This window comes from Ochrobactrum sp. RH2CCR150, assembly GCA_014138095.1.
GTDB lineage: Bacteria > Pseudomonadota > Alphaproteobacteria > Rhizobiales > Rhizobiaceae > Brucella > Brucella gambitense.
Map to the genome: position 1 here is coordinate 444,820 of JACGXE010000004.1, position 16,347 is coordinate 461,166.

Consider the following 16,347-nt stretch of genomic DNA (forward strand, 5'->3'; position numbering starts at 1 on the left):
GTGGAACCGCTCTATCTATTTTTTTACGCATTATCCCACACAAAACCGCTACGCACTTTTGCTGGAAATGCTCTATCGCGGTTCAACCCAGGTATCGGCCCAGTTGGAAACAGCCCAGCGCGGATTGTTGGAAACATTCTTCACCCGCTCATTGGCAACCGTGATGAAACCCCATTCGGCAACATTGATAAGCGGCAGGTTCGCTTCCACTTTCTGCTGGAACTGATGGTAAAGCGCCGTGCGTTTCACCTCATCGATCTCGCGCGCTGCGGCGGCAATCAGGGTATCCAATTCGGCATTGGCATAGCCGCCCTGATTGGAGAATGGCACACCCGCCGGAATGCCGCTTTCCACCAGAATGGTGGTGGAGATGGCCGGATCGCCACGATAGACGGTTGGCGCAATAGCGAGGTCGAAGTCGTGGTCGGTATAGACCGCCTTCTGATGCGCTGCCGCGTCATTGTTGACGATGCGGGCATCGATGCCAATCGCGGCCAGAGCCTGTCGCAGATAATCACCGAACTGCCTGGTCTCGTTGAAATAGGGCGCGGGCAGCAGCTTCAGCGCGAAGCGCGTTCCGCCATCGCCCCGCTTGTAGCCCGCCTCGTCCAGAAGCGCATTCGCCTTGGCCACATCGAACGGATAGGACGGCACATCATCCGTATAGATCTGGCTGTCATAGCGTGGCACCGGGCCGGTCGAGGTCTTGGCATAGCCAAGGAATATGGTGTTGACCACAAAGTCGCGATCGATCGCATGAGCAATCGCCTGACGAACCTTCAGATCGGCCAGTTCCTTGCGGCGGTGATTGATTTCAACCACCAGCTGATAGGTCAGCGCCTCATAGCCCTTGGAAATAACCGTCAGCCCCGGCACTTTCGAAATGCGGTCAAGGTCGGCCAGCGGCACGGCGGAGAACGCAGCCAGATCAATCTCTTCGGCCTCCAGCGCTCCGGCTGCGGCAGCCCGGTCGGGCAAAACACGATAGACGATCTCGTCGAGATAGGGCTCGCTTTCGCCCCAATAGGCGTCGTTCCGGACCAGCCGGTAATATTCGCCGGTCTTGTGCTCCGCATATTTGAACGGTCCTGTGCCGATAAGCTTTTCATTGGCCGGATTGGCCGCAATATCGGTTCCAGCAAAGATATGTTTCGGCAGAACAGCAGTCAGCGCTGGCAGAGCGTTGCGTATGAGCTGGAACGGTGTTGGCACCGAGAAATGAAAGACGGCGGTATGGTCGTCCGGCGTTTCCACCTTTTCCAGCGCCTTGAACACGACGCGGCCAAGATTTTGCAACGGCTTCCAGACTTCCAGCGCGGAAAAGGCCACATCTGCCGCCGTAAACGGCGTGCCGTCATGCCATTTAACGCCTTCGCGCAGGCGGAATGTTACCGTCAGCCCGTCAGCCGAGCCTTCCCAACCCGTAGCCAGACGCGGGCTCAAACCGTTTTCGCCGTCGAAAGAGGCTTCGGCCAGCGGCTCGACAATTTTGCTTGCAACGAAAAACACGCCATTGGAGGCGACGATAGCCGGGTTGAGATTACGTGGTTCGGAGTCCGCCGCCACCACAAGTCGTCCGCCTTTTTGCACGTCGCCCTCCCCTCGTGCCCATTTCGGCCATGCGATTGACGCAGCCAGAAAGGTCGAGCCGACCAGAAAAGCTCTTCGCGACGTGGTGAATTGAGACATGACCCCTCCGGCCCCGCATTTTTCTTACCGTCTGCATATTCCTATCGCAGCCCCAGCCAAATGACAGGGTCAAATCCTGTCACCACGACAATAAATATTGAAAATCATTTCCTTTTTTGAATATTTTGACCAATAGATCAACGCAGTATAATCCAATTATATGCCCACTGATTGTTCAGTATTTTTCAGAATATTGCTGAATTAATTTTTCACTTAACGCCTATCTTAAGAAATTCTCCCCTTGCCAAACAGGCGCCTTTGCATAGATCATGGTTAATTATGTGTTGTCGCATTTCGTGAGGAGAGGCGGCAAGCACATGACAACAGGAGGATACCCCGCTCCTGTTCCACCCACTTGCAGGCCCGATAGAAATCCGGCTGCAGGTCTTTGAAGCTGAACCACATTGGAAGAGAGGAAACAGAAATGTCTAGTTTGCTGCCCCCGCTTCATGACGGTCACGCACCGATCTATCTTCATCACGCATTTCAGGATGCAGTTGACGCTTATGAAGATTGGACTTTTGAATCGGCCGAGCCGGTTGTTCAGGTCAATGGCAAGATTACGCGTATCAGCGTTGTCTTCCGCCGCCTGTGGAACTGCACCGACATGGTGCCGCGCCACACGCTGGAAGCATTGAGGGATATCGTTCCGTCCACATTGATTCATGCGGAACGCTGGAAAGAAAACGCAACTTTTTCAGAAGCCGCTCATGTCATGCGCGCAGCTTTTGAACGACGTAAGGCACGACGGCTCCCTGTCGTGTGCTGATATTTTGAAAACATGCAGGCGGGCGGGTTCATTCCCGCCCGCTTTTTTGTGCACGAAAGGTCGAACATGGTCAGCATGATCTTTTTCAGCCGGAACGATCCCTTTATGAGCAATCATTAAACCTCCCAAGTCCCATACAAATCATCTCAGGAGTTCCGATGCGTAAGCTGCTTACCGCCGCCCTCATTCTCGCTTTCTGCACAGCCGGATCGGCGATGGCAAAAACCGTACGTGTCGGCGTCACGCCCGGCCCGCACGCCCAGATCATGGAAAAGGTCAAGGAAGTGGCCGCCGCCAAGGGTCTGGAAATCGATATTCAGGAATTTTCCGATTACGTCATTCCGAACATGGCGCTGGCCGATGGCGCGATAGAGGCCAATTCATTCCAGCATCAGCCCTATCTCGACAATCAGGTTGCCGACCGCAAGTTCGACATTGTGAGCGTGGCGCAATCCGTCAACTTCCCGATGGGCATGTATTCGAAGAAGCTGAAGACCATTTCCGAACTCGCCGATGGTGCGACGGTTGCGATCCCCAACGACCCGACCAATGGCGCACGCGCCCTTCTGGTTCTGGCCGATAACGGCCTGATCAAGATCGATCCCGCCAAGGGCCTGCGCGCCAGCGTCATCGACGTGACCGAAAACCCGAAGAACCTCAAATTCGTCGAGCTTGATGCGGCACAATTGCCGCGCTCGCTGGAAGATGTCGAGGCCGCCGTCATCAACACCAACTACGCCATGGAAGCTGGCCTTAACCCGGCCAAGGACCCGTTGATCCGCGAAGGCGAAAAGGCCCCCTATTTCAACATCATCGCCGTGCGCACCGCCGACAAGGATGCCGACTGGGTCAAGGAACTTGTCAGCGCCTATCACAGCCCCGAAGTGAAGGCTTTCATCGAAGAGACATTCAAGGGCTCGGTTCAGCCGTCCTGGTAAAGGGCTTCACCCGAACTTGCCACGAGTGAAAAACGCCGGCCCAAGAGTATCGGACCGGCGTTTTTCATCAGTTTGCTGAATAGGTTCAGAGTTTGCGGAAACGCACCCGCGCGCTGCGCTCGATGGCGGCAACGGTCAGCTCGTCCAGCGTCCAGCGGTCGCGCAGCATCTGGAGAAACTCCAGCTCTTCCTGCTCGACATGCAGATCGGCGGCAGCCACTTCAACCGCCAGCGCATAGGCCGTATCGTAGAGCTTTTCCGGCAATGCGTCATGGGCAAGATCGAGGATCTTTTCCAGACCGTCTTCATCGGCCAGCAGCGCATAGCACTCATTGGCAAGGCGCGGCAGCTCGACCGTATCGAACCCACGGAACACCGGAAGGCGCGTCACCACATTGCCGATGGACTCCAGTTCGGCATCGGACATCGTCGTGTCGGCAGCCGACGTCGTGATCATGATGTAGACGAGCGCATCTTGCGGCGAGATTTTCTTCATCGGGTACTCCTCAGCAACACTAGAGCATTTCCAGCAAAAGTGCGTAGCGGTTTTGCGTAGGACAATGCGTAAAAACAAACAGATAGAGCGGATCTACGATTCCGTTCTAACCGAAACCGCTCCAGGATCGGAATCAGCGTTTCCGGTTACAATTTGCCGGAAAGTTAGGAAGCCTCCTGCGGTTACGCAAGGAAATTCCGCACCAGCCGTTGACGACACAGGGTTGGCGCGCCATAGAGCATAAGCACGGATTTGTGCACCGTTTTTCAAAAATCACGCCCTTCACAGGATATCAGGATAAAACCATGACCTCGCATCGTCTGCCCGAAATCACGCTGACCCCGGAACTGACCGCGGCGGCCGCAGACGTGAAAGCATGGCCCTTTGAAGAGGCGAAGAAAATCCTCAAGCGCTATGCCAAGACCGGCCTGCCGGACACGGTGATCTTCGAAACCGGCTATGGCCCGTCGGGTCTGCCGCATATTGGCACCTTTGGCGAAGTGGCCCGCACCTCGATGGTGCGCCATGCCTTCCGTGTTCTGACGGAAGACAAGGTGAAGACGCGCCTGATCTGCTTCTCCGACGATCTCGACGGCATGCGCAAGATCCCGGACAATGTGCCGGACAAGGCCGCCCTTGAGCCTTATCTGCAAATGCCGCTTTCGTCGGTGCCGAACCCGTTTGGCGGCGAGTACAAGAGCTTTGCCGAGCATAACAATGCCATGCTCTGCCGCTTCCTCGACACGTTCGGCTTCGACTATGAATTTGCAAGCGCGACGGAATATTACAAGTCCGGCAAATTCGATGCCGTGCTGCTCAAGGCCGTCGAGCGCTATGACGATATCATGAAAGTCATGCTACCGACGCTTGGCGAAGAGCGTCAGGCGACCTACAGCCCGTTCCTGCCGATTTCGCCCAAGTCGGGCCGCGTGCTCTACGTGCCGATGAAGAAGGTCGATGCCAAGGTTGGCACGATCACTTTCGACGATGACGGCGTTGAAACCACCCTTTCCGTCACGGGCGGTAATGTGAAGCTGCAGTGGAAGCCGGATTTCGGCATGCGCTGGGCAGCACTCGGCGTCGACTTCGAAATGTTCGGCAAGGATCACCAGACCAATTCGGAAATCTATGACCGTATCTGCGTTATCCTCGGCGGACGCGCGCCGGAACATTTCGTCTATGAACTGTTCCTCGACCAGATCGGCCAGAAGATTTCCAAGTCCAAGGGCAACGGCATCTCGATCGACGAGTGGCTTTCCTATGCGCCGACCGAAAGCCTTGCGCTGTACAATTACCAGAAGCCGAAGACGGCAAAGCGTCTCTATTTCGATGTTATCCCGAAGGCGGTGGACGAATATTTCACCTATCTTTCGGCCTATGACCGTCAGGAGTGGAAAGACCGCCTGAACAATCCGGTCTGGCATATCCATTACGGCAACCCGCCCAAGGTCAACCTGCCGGTTACCTTTGCCCTGATGCTCAATCTGGTCAGCGCTTCGAATGCGGAAAGCCCGTCGGTTCTGTGGGGTTTCATCTCGCGTCACGCACCGGGCGTCACGCCGGAAAACAATCCGGAGCTGGATGCGCTCGTCGGTTACGCGATCCGTTACTTCAACGATTTCGTCAAGCCGACCAAGCAGTTCCGCGCCCCGGACGATGTGGAGCGCGCTGCACTGGAAGCGCTGGATGCCAAGCTCGGAACCCTGCCTGCCGGGACCGATGGCAACGACATCCAGAACGCCATTCTGGACGTCGCACGCGCCATCGAGCGCTATCAGGATCACACCAAGAAGAGCCCGGAAGGCGGCCCCGGCGTGTCGGTTTCCTTCTTCCAGATGCTCTATGAAGTGCTGATCGGTCAGGAACGCGGCCCACGCTTCGGCTCTTTCGTCGCGCTTTACGGCATTGACGAAACCCGCGCCCTGATCAAAAAGGCGCTGGCTGGCGAACTGGCCTGATCCTACATCACCAATGAAAAGCCCCGCAGCCACCCGGCGCGGGGCTTTTTTGTGTCTGAAATCACCGCCGCGGTTTGCTCCGATTGACTCTACTTCTCACAGTAGGTAGTACGGTCTACCTACTGTGAGGAAATCCGAGATGACGACCGTTCAAACTCCATTTCCGGCTTCGACGGAAAGCGCACGCGAAAAGCTGCTCAACGCCGCTGCCGTCCTTTTCTACAATCATGGGATTGGCGGAACGGGCATCGACGCCATCGTTGAAAAAGCGGGCGTTGCGAAGAAGAGCCTCTATAACAATTTTGCGTCCAAAGCCGATCTGGTGAACCAGTATCTCGAAGTGCGCCATGCCGAATGGCTGGGCCTTTACGATGTGCGCGTGCAACAAGCTGTTACGCCGCGGGAAAAGGTTCTCGCGGTTTTCGACGCTTATCAGGACCACGCTGAATTTGCCTATGAGCATGGCTTTCGCGGCTGCGGGCTGCTGAATGCGGCTGCCGAGCTGACCGTTGGCGATATCGGACGTCAGGCCGTGAAAAATCACAAACGAGAAGTCGAGGCCTTGCTGGCAGGCCACTTGGCCGAACTGTTGCCTGACGCTCCTGAAAGAGCGACGGCATTGGCCCGGCAACTGTCTTTTCTGCTGGAAGGGGCAATGTCGCGTGCCGGACTTGAGGGGACAAGCGCCTGCATTCAGGAAGCGCGGGCAATGGCATCGGACATGCTGGGGACATTATGAGCACTTCATCCCGCAATTATGCAATTGGCGTCGCCGCCATTCTGTTTTCCTCCGTCGTCTGGGGCACGACCGGAACTGCCGCCACCTTTGCCCCGGAAGTGGGTGCTGCCGCTATAGGCGCTGCCGCAATGGGTGTGGGCGGACTGATGCAGGCGGCCCTTGCCGGGCGCGGCATCATGCGCGCATTGCCGCAACTGGGCCAGCACTGGCGCAATCTCGTTCTGGGCGGAGTGGCCGTGGCCATTTATCCGCTCGCATTCTACGCTTCGATGCGCATGGCTGGCGTGACCATTGGAACCGTCGTCACGCTCGGTTCAGCACCACTGCTTTCCGCTTTGATCGAATATGTGTTCGACGGTTCGCGCTTGTCGCGGCAATGGCTGTGGGGGGCCATGATCGGACTGCTTGGCATGATCCTCATATCAGTCGCCGAGGGATCGGCGCATAGCGGCATTCAAACCGGAAGCTCTGTGCTGATCGGCATTGGCCTTGGCCTTATCGGGGGGTTCACCTACGCGCTCTATTCATGGACGGCGCGTGGGCTAATCCTGAGCGGTATACATTCATCCGTAGCGATGGGCGCGACCTTCGGCATTGGCGGCCTGTTGTTGATGCCGGTCCTGCTGATGACCGGTGCGCCCTTTCTCTCCTCGTGGAACAACGCCGCTGTCGGCATTTACATGGCGGCGGTGCCGATGTTCCTCGGCTATGTCTGCTTCGGCATCGGCCTTGCGCGTGTTCCCGTCAGCATGGCAACGACGATCACACTGGTCGAACCGGTAATCGCCGCTCTGCTGGCTGTGGTTATCGTCGGGGAACGTCTCCCAGCCATGGGCTGGCTGGGAGTGGTACTGGTCATCGCGTGCCTGATTGTCATCACCGTTCCGCTGAAAACGGCCTCAAGCACAATCCCAAAGGCAACAGCCGAAGCCTAGTTTGCCGGTGCTGGTGCCGCCGGCGCTGGCGGGAACTCGCCCTGCTGCGGAGAAGGCGTCGAGGGCTGCGGCTCGGTTTCTGGTGCCAAGGGCGACGGATTGTTCAAACCATTGCCCGGGTCTGGCTCAAGGCTCTGCAAGGAAGCATCCGGCTTGTCTCCGAAAATACCGAGACGTGCATCTTCCGCCTTGCGGCCCGCATCGGCATAGGCACCGTCTGACGTGGCCTTGGCCCAGCCATTCGTCACCAGCCATTCGGCGGCATCGTCATTGCCCAGCTTGCAGGCTGTGGCGATAGCAGCACCGCTGTCGTTCTGCGGCAGTCGGCACATGATGGCGCGTGAACGCAGCCATTGCCGGAAAGCCGTCCGCGCCTGCATGCCGCAGGGCCAGCTTTCTCCCGCGGCCGTCTGGCAACTCTGCTCGACCGGCACAACCTCGATACCCTGCAGATCGATCAGACGACCCTGACTTTCCAGCCGCCCCGCAGCCACAGCGACGGGACGTTGCAGAAGCTGCATGTCCTCGTTCTCGCCAACTTGCGTCAATGGCTGGGTGTTGGTCTCAGTCGGCGCGACGGGTTCCGGCGGCTTCGGCGAGGCGGCCAATCCCAGATCGCTGAGCGGCGGGCGCGGCGCTTCGCGCTGAAGACCGTTGGCCTCATCGCTGGAACTGCCGGGTTGCGCATTCTGCTGTTCACCCGCAGGCGGGGTCTGCGTTTTGGCGTCAGCATTGGTGTCCGGTTCGTTATAATCGAACTGCTCGACAACAATGCCATTACCGGAGCCGCCATTCGGCTTTGCGGCATCGCCATCACTGGTGATCACCTGCACCGGCCCCTCAAGCGCGCCGTAGAAAGGGGCGATGAAAGCTGCGGCCAGCAGCGCGCCGGTCAATGCGGCGAGACCACCATAAACGACGCGCGAATGGCTTCTCGGGTTTTTCATTTGCGACTGCGCCATTACTGGCTAGCCCATAGAATTCTGGCGATCCATTCCACATCCTTGGTTTCAAAGTTGCGGTTTGAATGCTCCGGATTGAGCGAATGCAATTCGATTGTACGTGGTGTCTGGCGATAGAGTATTTTGGCCATGACTTCTCCGTCCTTGGTTCGCACCACCACGCGGTCGCCGCGACGCACCGGCGCATTGGGCGCGACAATCAACGTATCGCCGTCACGGTAAAGGGGCAACATGCTGTCGCCCGAAACTTCCAGCGCATACACACCTTCACTGGTGCCCACTGGAAATTCCACAATGTCCCAACCCTGCCCGGCAGGAAAACCGGCATCGTCGAAATAACCGCCTGTACCAGCCTCCGCCATGCCAAGAAGCGGGATCGGCTGCGGATCCTGCATATAATCGCCGAATCCCTGGTTCGCAGTACCGCCGCCGCCAATCAGGCGCGTGAGTTCTTCAAAACTTGCGCCGGTGGCTTCCATCACCTTGGCCAGCGATTCCGTCGAGGGCCAGCGTGCGCGCCCATCGGCTGCATAACGCTTCGACTTGTTAAAGGTCGTGGGGTCCAAACCGGCGCGGCGCGCAAGCCCCGACGCGCTCAAGGAATGACGCTCGGCCAACGCGTCTATCGCCGCCCAGATGCTGTCGTGAGAAAACATGGTATGATCCGTCAATTCAGGCAGGTTTCTTCCCACGACAAACTCGGACCATGGGGGACGCGCCGTTTAGGATTTTAAACCTATAATTTGTGCCGACTTTTGCCAGAACCTACCGAAAATTGGGGTTTTGCGCAAGATGCACGAATTGACAGGGAAAATTTTCTTAATTAGCGGTCGCCGAAAAGTGGGAGCAATAAAAAAGCGCGGTGTTTTCACACCGCGCTTTTCAGATTTTTCAGGGATTAGGGATCAAGCTGCTTTCTTGGCTTCGCCCTTATAGGGATTGAACCGCTGGTAGAAGCTTTCGCCGTTCTCGGCCATGTCGAGAAGCAGCTTCGGGGCCTTGAACTGCTGGCCGTATTTCTTCTGCAACTCCTTGGCAAGCTTGACGAATTTCTTCGCCCCCATGCCATCGATATAGGACAGTGTACCGCCCGTATAAGGTGCAAAACCGAAAGCCAGGATCGAGCCGACATCCGCTTCGCGCGGATCGGTCACAATGCCTTCTTCCATCACGCGCGAAGCTTCCAGAGCGATGGTGACGAGGAAGCGTTCCTTCAGCTCCTTCACATCGATCTTGTCGGGGTCCTGCTGCGGATAAAGATCCTTCAGACCGGCCCAGAGATGCTTCTTGGCAGGCTTGGCCGGATATTCGTAGAATCCCTTGCCATTCTTGCGACCCTTGCGGTCGAACTCGTTGACGAGCCTGTCCACCAGCTCGACATGACGCGGATCGACAGCCTTCTCGCCGAGATCAGCAAGCGTTGCCTTGAGAATCTTCTGCGACAGATCGATGGCGGTTTCGTCGTTGAGCGCCAGCGGACCGACCGGCATACCGGCCATGCGGGCGGCATTTTCGATCATGGCAGCCGGAACGCCTTCAACCAGCATGTTGTAGGCTTCCGACATATAGCGCAGCACGCAGCGATTGACGTAGAAGCCGCGCGTGTCGTTGACAACAATCGGCGTCTTCTTGATCGCGCGGACATAATCGAGCGCGACGGCCAGCGCCTTGTCCGAGGTCTTCTTGCCGAGAATGACTTCCACCAGCATCATCTTATCGACAGGCGAGAAGAAGTGGATGCCGATAAAGTTCTTCGGACGCTTCGAGACCTTGGCAAGACCGCTGATCGGCAGGGTCGAGGTGTTCGACGCGAAAATCGCCGAAGACTTCAACACTTCCTCCGCCTTCTCGGTCGCGACGCGCTTGACTTCGCGGTCTTCAAACACGGCTTCGATCACCAGATCAGCACCGTCGAGTTCAGCATAATCAGGCGTTGCCGTGATGAGCGACAGGAGCTTTTCCTTATCGGCCTCAGTAGCGCGGCCCTTCTGCATTTCCTTGGTGATAAGGTCGGCAGTGTGCGCCTTGCCCTTGTCGGCGGATTCCTGATCGCGGTCGATCAGCACCACCGGAATGCCCGCCTTGGCGGTCACATAGGCAATGCCCGCCCCCATGAAACCAGCGCCGATGACGCCGATCTTCTTGAGCTTGGTCGGCTTTTCATCCGCCGGGCGGCGGGCGCCCTTGTTCAGCTCCTGCAACGACACGAACAGCGAACGGATCATCATGCCCGCTTCGGTCGTCTGGAGGATTTCGGTGAAATAGCGCTGCTCAATCTTGAGGCCGGTATCGAACGGCACCAGAAGGCCTTCATAAACCGACTTCAGGATAGCCAGCGCCGCCGGGTAATTGCCGGAAGTTTCGCGACGCAGAATGGCAGTCGCAGCAGGCCAGAGATTGGCGCCTGCGGCCGAATAGATCGCGCCGCCCGGCAGCTTGAAGCCTTTTTCATCCCATGGCTGAACCGGCTTGAGGCCGCCCTTGATGAGCTTCTTCGCGGTTTCGACCAGCTTCTTTGCCGGGGCAACTTCGGTTACGAGACCCATTGCCTTGGCACGCTGCGCCGTCAGGCTGGAGCCAGTCGTCATCATCTGGAGCGCATCCTGCTGATTGGCAAGACGCGGAACGCGCTGCGTACCACCAGCGCCCGGGAACAGGCCGACCTTCACTTCAGGAAGCGCCAGCTTCACGCCCGGCGCATCCGAAACCACGCGAGCATGGCAGGAAAGCGACATTTCAAACGCACCGCCCATGCAGGTGCCGTTGATAGCCGAAACCCACGGCTTGCCGCTGGTTTCCAGCTTGCGGAACAGGCCGCTCATCTTGCCGACATTGTCGAACAGGGACTGGACAGCACCCTGCGGGTCTTTGGCCTTCTGCTTCTGGAACTCCTTGAACATGCCTTCCAGCATGGTCAGGTCGGCACCGCCGGAGAAGCTTTCCTTGCCGGACGTGATGACCACGCCCTTGATCTTGTCGTCCGCGACCACCGCATCGATGATGGCGTTCAGTTCCTGCATCACCTCGACGGTGAACACATTCATTGACTTTTCAGGCATGTCCCAGGTGACGAGGGCAATGCCGTCGGCGTCGGTCTCAACTTTGAAATTCGTGTAAGCCATTCGTAAAAACCTCCCTCGCTTTATACGCGCTCGATGATCGTCGCCGTGCCCATGCCGGCACCGATGCACAAGGTCACCAGCGCGGTGTTGAGATCGCGACGCTCCAGTTCATCCAGCACCGTACCGAGGATGATTGCGCCGGTTGCGCCGAGCGGATGGCCCATGGCAATCGCACCGCCATTAACGTTGATCTTGTCGTGCGGAATATCGAAGGCCTGCATGTAGCGCAGGACCACAGCGGCAAAGGCTTCGTTGAGTTCGAACAGGTCGATGTCCGAAATCTTCAGCTTGGCCTGCTTGAGCAACTTTTCCGTTACATCGACCGGGCCGGTCAGCATCAGCGCCGGGTCGGAGCCGATATTGGCGAAAGCGCGGATGCGGGCGCGCGGCTTGATGTCGAACGCCTTGCCTGCCTTCTTGGAGCCAACCAGAACGCCCGCCGCACCGTCGACGATGCCCGACGAATTACCGGCATGGTGGACGTGGTTGACCGTTTCGATTTCCGGATGAGCCTGAATGCCGACGGCATTGAAGCCGCCCATTTCTCCCGGCATCACAAAGGACGGGTTTAACTGGCCCAGCGCCTGCATATCGGTCGTCGGGCGCATATGTTCGTCATGGTCGAGAATGGTCAGGCCGTTCTGATCCTTGATCGAAATGACCGAATTTTTGAAATAGCCCTTTTCCCACGACTTGGCGGCGCGCTTCTGGCTTTCGACAGCATAGGCATCGACATCGTCGCGGCTGAAACCGTATTTCGTGGCGATCAGATCGGCCGACACGCCCTGCGGCATGAAATAGCCCGGGAAGCCGACCGATGGATCCATGTACCAGGCGCCGCCCGACATGCCCATGCCGACGCGTGACATGCTTTCGACGCCGCCAGCAACCACCAGTTCGTCGGCACCGAAGGCAACCTTCGCGGCAGCCAGATTGATGGCATCGAGACCAGAAGCGCAGAAGCGCGAAATCTGGATGCCCGGGGCCTTGAAGTCGTAACCGGCTTCGAACGCGGCAGAGCGCGGGATGACGGCACCGGCTTCGCCGACCGGATCGACACAGCCGAAAATAATGTCATCGACCTTTGCGGTATCGATGCCGTTGCGGTCGCGCAGGGATTCCAGAACCTTCGCGCCCAGACGCACGGCAGGCACTTCATGCAGGCTACCGTCCTTCTTGCCGCGCCCGCGCGGTGTCCGCACGTGATCGTAAATATAAGCCTCAGCCATTTTTTCTCCTTCCCGCCGGGTCCGAAGAACCCGGCCTAACCTCAAAGATGTCAGCAGAAAATCAGAACGCGTCCGCAGGCAGCGCCATCATGCTATCCGCGCCCGACTGGATGCGTGCGAGATGGGCGGCACTTTCCGGCATGATACGCTCGAAATAGTACCGTGCAGTGACGAGTTTCGCTTCAAGATAAGCCTTGTTGCCTTCGCCTGCCGCCAGCTTGTCTTCCGCGACTTTGGCCATGCGGCCCCACATCAGCCCCAGCGCGACCAGACCGAACAGATGCATATAGTCATTGGACGCGGCACCGGCATTGTCGGGCTTCGCCATTGCATTTTGCATCAGCCACATGGTGGCGGCCTGAAGATCGTTGAGACCTTTCTTCAGATGTTTGGTGAAGAAGGACAGCTTTTCGTTGTCGCGATTGGCTTCGCAGAATTCGCCCACTTCCTTGAAGAAGGTCGTAACTGCACGGCCGCCATTCAGCGCCAGCTTACGACCGACGAGATCGAGCGCCTGAATGCCGTTGGCACCTTCATAGATCATGGCGATACGCGCATCGCGCACATACTGGCTCATGCCGTGTTCTTCGATATAGCCGTGACCGCCGAAGACCTGCTGCGCCATGACGGCGTGCTCGAAACCCTTGTCGGTCAGAACGCCTTTCAGAACAGGTGTCAGCAAGCCGACCAGATCGTCGGCAGCCTGACGCTCGGCCTCGTCGCCGGAGCGGTGCGCAATGTCGGAATTCAGCGCCGTCCAGAGGATGAACGCACGGCCTGCTTCGTTGAAAGCGCGGATTGACATCAGGTTACGACGGATATCCGGATGCACGATGATCGGATCGGCCTTCTTTTCCGGCTCTTTCGCGCCGGAAAGGGCGCGGCCCTGAATGCGCTCGCGGGCATAGATCGCTGCATTCTGATAGGCGGTTTCGGCGATTGAAAGCCCCTGCAAGGCAACGCCCAGACGCGCTTCATTCATCATGGTGAACATGGCGCGCAGACCCTTATGCGCCTCACCGATCAGAAAGCCGGTCGCCTCGTCATAATTCATGACGCAGGTGGAATTGCCGTGAATGCCCATCTTTTCTTCGATGGAACCACAGGAAACGCCATTGCGCGTGCCCGGATTGCCATTTTCATCCAGAATGAACTTCGGCACGATGAAGAGCGAAATGCCCTTCACGCCTTCCGGTGCACCGTCGATACGGGCGAGCACCAGATGGATGATGTTGTCCGACATATCATGTTCACCAGCCGAGATAAAAATCTTCTGGCCGGAAATCTTGTAGGAACCGTCGCCCTGCGGCGCGGCACTGGTGCGCAGAAGACCCAGATCCGTGCCACAATGCGGCTCGGTCAGGTTCATTGTGCCGGTCCAGGTGCCTTCCACCATCTTCGGCAGATAGGTATCCTTCTGCTCATCGGTACCGTGCGCGAGGATTGCGGCAATCGCACCCTGCGTCAGGCCGGGATACATGGTGAGCGCCATATTGGCCGACGACATATATTCACCAACTGCCGTGTGCAGCAGGTAAGGCAGGCCCTGTCCGCCATATTGCTCCGGCACGGCGAGGCCGAGCCAGCCGCCTTCGCGGTAAAGATAGAAGGCTTCCTTGAAACCTTTCGGCGTGGTGACGCTGCCATCGGAGGCGCGCTTGCAGCCTTCGCGGTCGCCACTGTGATTGACCGGGAACAGGGTGCCTTCAGCGAGCTTTGCACCTTCCGACAGGATTGCCTCGACCACGTCGGGCGACGCGTCGGCAAAGCCCGGCAGATTGTTGTAACGCTGATAGTTCAGAACGTCGTTGAGCACGAAATTCGTATCTTCAACGGGCGCGCGATAGCTCGGCATCAAAATCCTCCAAATTCATCACCTGAGCCAGCCCGCGAAAGACGGTTACCGGCTCCAAACCGCGTTTCATGCCTACTGTCTGCTTAATTAGCAAAACGCTGTGACAGCCTGCATGTTGCAACAAAAAGGATCGTTCTCACTCGAAAACCTGCCATTTTTGCAGCATTCTGGCCAGCCAAAACCCAATCTCAGGTCGAGCCGGACCAGTTCGGACTCAAAACTAGCGCAGTTTGACGTTTCCGTAAACGTCAAAATTTCGCGAGCTGTGAGGCGATGTGCGCGCAACCGCTCTACGATTTGATTGTGTCTTTGGGAAAGGTACCGAGATCCGAAGCGCTGAATGCTTCCGTGGCGCGCGCAATCGCTGTAGAACCTGTCTGATTGCGTAAGCGAAACGTTATCTCCAGATCGGGTTAAGGAACAGCCCCTCAACCCGACTGTGCAGCAAATGTTTTGCTAGTGGTGCATCATCTCGTCGGCAATATCTTTACCGCTCAGCGATGACGGATAATAGGTCGGCCAGTTGGTGACTTCCTTGAGCAAGGCTGCGCGATCATTTCCCCAATAGAGGTGATAGTGATCGGCTTTGGCCGGCGCTATGCGGTGATCGCTGAACTGCATATAGTCAGGCGCAGCCGCATCGCCTTCGACTTTCTTGAAAATGAAGCGAACGCCGCGATTGCCCTTGGCATAGTTCAGGATTTCATAGCCGTCGCTTGCATATTTTCCTGACGCTGCTTTATCGCCTTCGTAGAAGGAAACCTTATCCCCCTTGATCACAATGCGACCTGTGTCGGTGCGATAGCCGGTTTCATAATAATCCCGATATTCCTTGGCGGATTTATCCCCATGCTTTGCCTTATCAGCGAAAACGGCATCAAGCGTTCCGTCTTGCAGATAGGAATATACCGACTGCCAGTCCCCTTCCCAATCGGAGAGCTTGCGGTCCTTCACCTGTTCGTCTTTGAAATAGCCCTTGTAGATTTCCTGGTCCTGCTTGGTCCCATGGCTATGTGAATGGCCGTGATCCGACGCGGACTTTTCCTTTGTCTCGGCCATTGCCTGACCCGACACCACCATGGCGGCGCACAATCCCATCGACACGAGTAGCTTTCTCATAGTCTTCTCTCCAGCTTTGATTCGTTATGTAATATCGTAACAATACTGACTTAGCCACTAACGCTTAGGGATGCAACCACCGCTGGTCGGTCAGGAGTATGAGGACGAAACCTCGGCAACAATCTCGCTCGCAAGAAAGAGAAGTATACAAGGGATCGCTGATATAAAATTGCCAGCGCTCCTTTGCTGTTTCGCGAAATAATAAATTACTTCAATAATAAGCTGCCTTCATATTAAGGCGTACCTAAAAAAATGGGAGAGGTACAATGCATATTGCCAGCAACCCTGTAAGCAAAGCCTCATTCGCATTTGAAGATTTGCTGAAGGACCTGTCTACAACACTAGCGGCCACTGAAAACATCCATGGCCGCATGGGGTTTGATAAAAAGAAATAATATTCACTCTGCTTAAGCTCATTAATCAATGCTGGATGGAAATTAGGGGGTAATTCGCCCCCTAATTTTTTATACGGCTTTTATGCACGCGATGCATTTGAAAAACCGTTGCCTGACGTTTCGGTCAACCGGGTTTATCTT

The 16,347-nt window shown here is 56.9% G+C and carries 14 protein-coding genes; 6 read left to right on the top strand and 8 right to left on the bottom strand.

All coding sequences use genetic code 11. The features are described 5' to 3' along the window. Window positions 1–72: 72 nt before the first annotated feature. Entirely contained in the window at window positions 73–1,689 is a 1,617-nt protein-coding gene (locus FHW03_RS11925; RefSeq protein WP_182520808.1) for an ABC transporter substrate-binding protein, read from the bottom strand. A gap of 424 nt (window positions 1,690–2,113) precedes the next feature. Between FHW03_RS11925 and FHW03_RS11930 the strand changes: the two genes are divergently transcribed. Together FHW03_RS11930 and FHW03_RS11935 are read left to right on the top strand one after the other, a co-directional pair. Continuing rightward, the gene (locus FHW03_RS11930) at window positions 2,114–2,458 is read left to right on the top strand and encodes a hypothetical protein (protein ID WP_182520809.1); all 345 of its coding nucleotides are present in this window, start codon (window positions 2,114–2,116) and stop codon (window positions 2,456–2,458) included. A 158-nt stretch (window positions 2,459–2,616) separates the two neighbouring features. Further along, on the top strand, window positions 2,617–3,396 hold the full coding sequence (locus FHW03_RS11935) for a MetQ/NlpA family ABC transporter substrate-binding protein (protein ID WP_182520810.1): 780 nt from the start codon (window positions 2,617–2,619) through the stop codon (window positions 3,394–3,396). A gap of 85 nt (window positions 3,397–3,481) precedes the next feature. Here FHW03_RS11935 and FHW03_RS11940 read toward each other — a convergent pair whose 3' ends face one another. Further along, window positions 3,482–3,892 (bottom strand): tellurite resistance TerB family protein, encoded by a 411-nt coding sequence (locus FHW03_RS11940; RefSeq protein ID WP_182520811.1) that lies wholly within the window; start codon window positions 3,890–3,892, stop codon window positions 3,482–3,484. 305 nt (window positions 3,893–4,197) lie between these two features. Here FHW03_RS11940 and FHW03_RS11945 point away from each other — a divergent pair, with 305 nt between their 5' ends. The 3 genes from FHW03_RS11945 to FHW03_RS11955 all read left to right on the top strand — a co-directional run bounded on the left by FHW03_RS11945 (window position 4,198) and on the right by FHW03_RS11955 (window position 7,524). Further along, window positions 4,198–5,850 carry a lysine--tRNA ligase gene (locus FHW03_RS11945; protein ID WP_182520812.1) on the top strand — a complete coding sequence of 551 codons (1,653 nt, stop codon included), beginning with the start codon at window positions 4,198–4,200 and terminating at the stop codon, window positions 5,848–5,850. Between the two features lie 139 nt (window positions 5,851–5,989). Next, window positions 5,990–6,589 carry a TetR/AcrR family transcriptional regulator gene (locus FHW03_RS11950; RefSeq protein ID WP_182520813.1) on the top strand — a complete coding sequence of 200 codons (600 nt, stop codon included), beginning with the start codon at window positions 5,990–5,992 and terminating at the stop codon, window positions 6,587–6,589. Beyond that, window positions 6,586–7,524 carry an EamA family transporter gene (locus FHW03_RS11955; RefSeq protein ID WP_182520814.1) on the top strand — a complete coding sequence of 313 codons (939 nt, stop codon included), beginning with the start codon at window positions 6,586–6,588 and terminating at the stop codon, window positions 7,522–7,524. The genes FHW03_RS11950 and FHW03_RS11955 overlap by 4 nt, the downstream gene beginning before the upstream one ends. On the opposite strand, the gene FHW03_RS11960 is transcribed toward FHW03_RS11955, so the two are convergent. From FHW03_RS11960 to FHW03_RS11985, 6 genes are all read right to left on the bottom strand, one after another. Further along, on the bottom strand, window positions 7,521–8,471 hold the full coding sequence (locus FHW03_RS11960; RefSeq protein WP_377514676.1) for a thermonuclease family protein: 951 nt from the start codon (window positions 8,469–8,471) through the stop codon (window positions 7,521–7,523). The genes FHW03_RS11955 and FHW03_RS11960 overlap by 4 nt on opposite strands. Window positions 8,472–8,485: 14 nt before the next feature. Further along, window positions 8,486–9,142, bottom strand: coding sequence for a helix-turn-helix transcriptional regulator (locus tag FHW03_RS11965; protein ID WP_182520816.1), 657 nt, complete (start codon window positions 9,140–9,142; stop codon window positions 8,486–8,488). Window positions 9,143–9,391: 249 nt separating this feature from the next. After that, on the bottom strand, window positions 9,392–11,608 hold the full coding sequence (locus tag FHW03_RS11970; protein WP_182520817.1) for an FAD-dependent oxidoreductase: 2,217 nt from the start codon (window positions 11,606–11,608) through the stop codon (window positions 9,392–9,394). Window positions 11,609–11,628: 20 nt separating this feature from the next. Continuing rightward, complete coding sequence (locus FHW03_RS11975) at window positions 11,629–12,837, bottom strand: acetyl-CoA C-acetyltransferase (protein WP_182520818.1); 1,209 nt, start codon at window positions 12,835–12,837, stop codon at window positions 11,629–11,631. A gap of 61 nt (window positions 12,838–12,898) precedes the next feature. Further along, on the bottom strand, window positions 12,899–14,692 hold the full coding sequence (locus tag FHW03_RS11980) for an acyl-CoA dehydrogenase C-terminal domain-containing protein (protein WP_182520819.1): 1,794 nt from the start codon (window positions 14,690–14,692) through the stop codon (window positions 12,899–12,901). A gap of 456 nt (window positions 14,693–15,148) precedes the next feature. Continuing rightward, complete coding sequence (locus FHW03_RS11985; protein WP_182520820.1) at window positions 15,149–15,811, bottom strand: metal-binding protein ZinT; 663 nt, start codon at window positions 15,809–15,811, stop codon at window positions 15,149–15,151. Between the two features lie 266 nt (window positions 15,812–16,077). On the opposite strand from FHW03_RS11985, the gene FHW03_RS26055 reads away from it, so the two are divergent. Further along, window positions 16,078–16,206 (top strand): hypothetical protein, encoded by a 129-nt coding sequence (locus FHW03_RS26055; protein ID WP_377514679.1) that lies wholly within the window; start codon window positions 16,078–16,080, stop codon window positions 16,204–16,206. Window positions 16,207–16,347: the final 141 nt, after the last annotated feature.

Excerpts from the sequence above, each read along its gene's own strand:
- FHW03_RS11925 (WP_182520808.1), bottom strand. The coding sequence starts at position 1,689 with ATGTCTCAATTCACCACGTCGCGAAGAGCTTTTCTGGTCGGCTCGACC.
- FHW03_RS11930 (WP_182520809.1), top strand. The coding sequence starts at position 2,114 with ATGTCTAGTTTGCTGCCCCCGCTTCATGACGGTCACGCACCGATCTAT.
- FHW03_RS11935 (WP_182520810.1), top strand. The coding sequence starts at position 2,617 with ATGCGTAAGCTGCTTACCGCCGCCCTCATTCTCGCTTTCTGCACAGCC.
- FHW03_RS11940 (WP_182520811.1), bottom strand. The coding sequence starts at position 3,892 with ATGAAGAAAATCTCGCCGCAAGATGCGCTCGTCTACATCATGATCACG.
- FHW03_RS11945 (WP_182520812.1), top strand. The coding sequence starts at position 4,198 with ATGACCTCGCATCGTCTGCCCGAAATCACGCTGACCCCGGAACTGACC.
- FHW03_RS11950 (WP_182520813.1), top strand. The coding sequence starts at position 5,990 with ATGACGACCGTTCAAACTCCATTTCCGGCTTCGACGGAAAGCGCACGC.
- FHW03_RS11955 (WP_182520814.1), top strand. The coding sequence starts at position 6,586 with ATGAGCACTTCATCCCGCAATTATGCAATTGGCGTCGCCGCCATTCTG.
- FHW03_RS11960 (WP_377514676.1), bottom strand. The coding sequence starts at position 8,471 with ATGAAAAACCCGAGAAGCCATTCGCGCGTCGTTTATGGTGGTCTCGCC.
- FHW03_RS11965 (WP_182520816.1), bottom strand. The coding sequence starts at position 9,142 with ATGTTTTCTCACGACAGCATCTGGGCGGCGATAGACGCGTTGGCCGAG.
- FHW03_RS11970 (WP_182520817.1), bottom strand. The coding sequence starts at position 11,608 with ATGGCTTACACGAATTTCAAAGTTGAGACCGACGCCGACGGCATTGCC.
- FHW03_RS11975 (WP_182520818.1), bottom strand. The coding sequence starts at position 12,837 with ATGGCTGAGGCTTATATTTACGATCACGTGCGGACACCGCGCGGGCGC.
- FHW03_RS11980 (WP_182520819.1), bottom strand. The coding sequence starts at position 14,692 with ATGCCGAGCTATCGCGCGCCCGTTGAAGATACGAATTTCGTGCTCAAC.
- FHW03_RS11985 (WP_182520820.1), bottom strand. The coding sequence starts at position 15,811 with ATGAGAAAGCTACTCGTGTCGATGGGATTGTGCGCCGCCATGGTGGTG.
- FHW03_RS26055 (WP_377514679.1), top strand. The coding sequence starts at position 16,078 with ATGCATATTGCCAGCAACCCTGTAAGCAAAGCCTCATTCGCATTTGAA.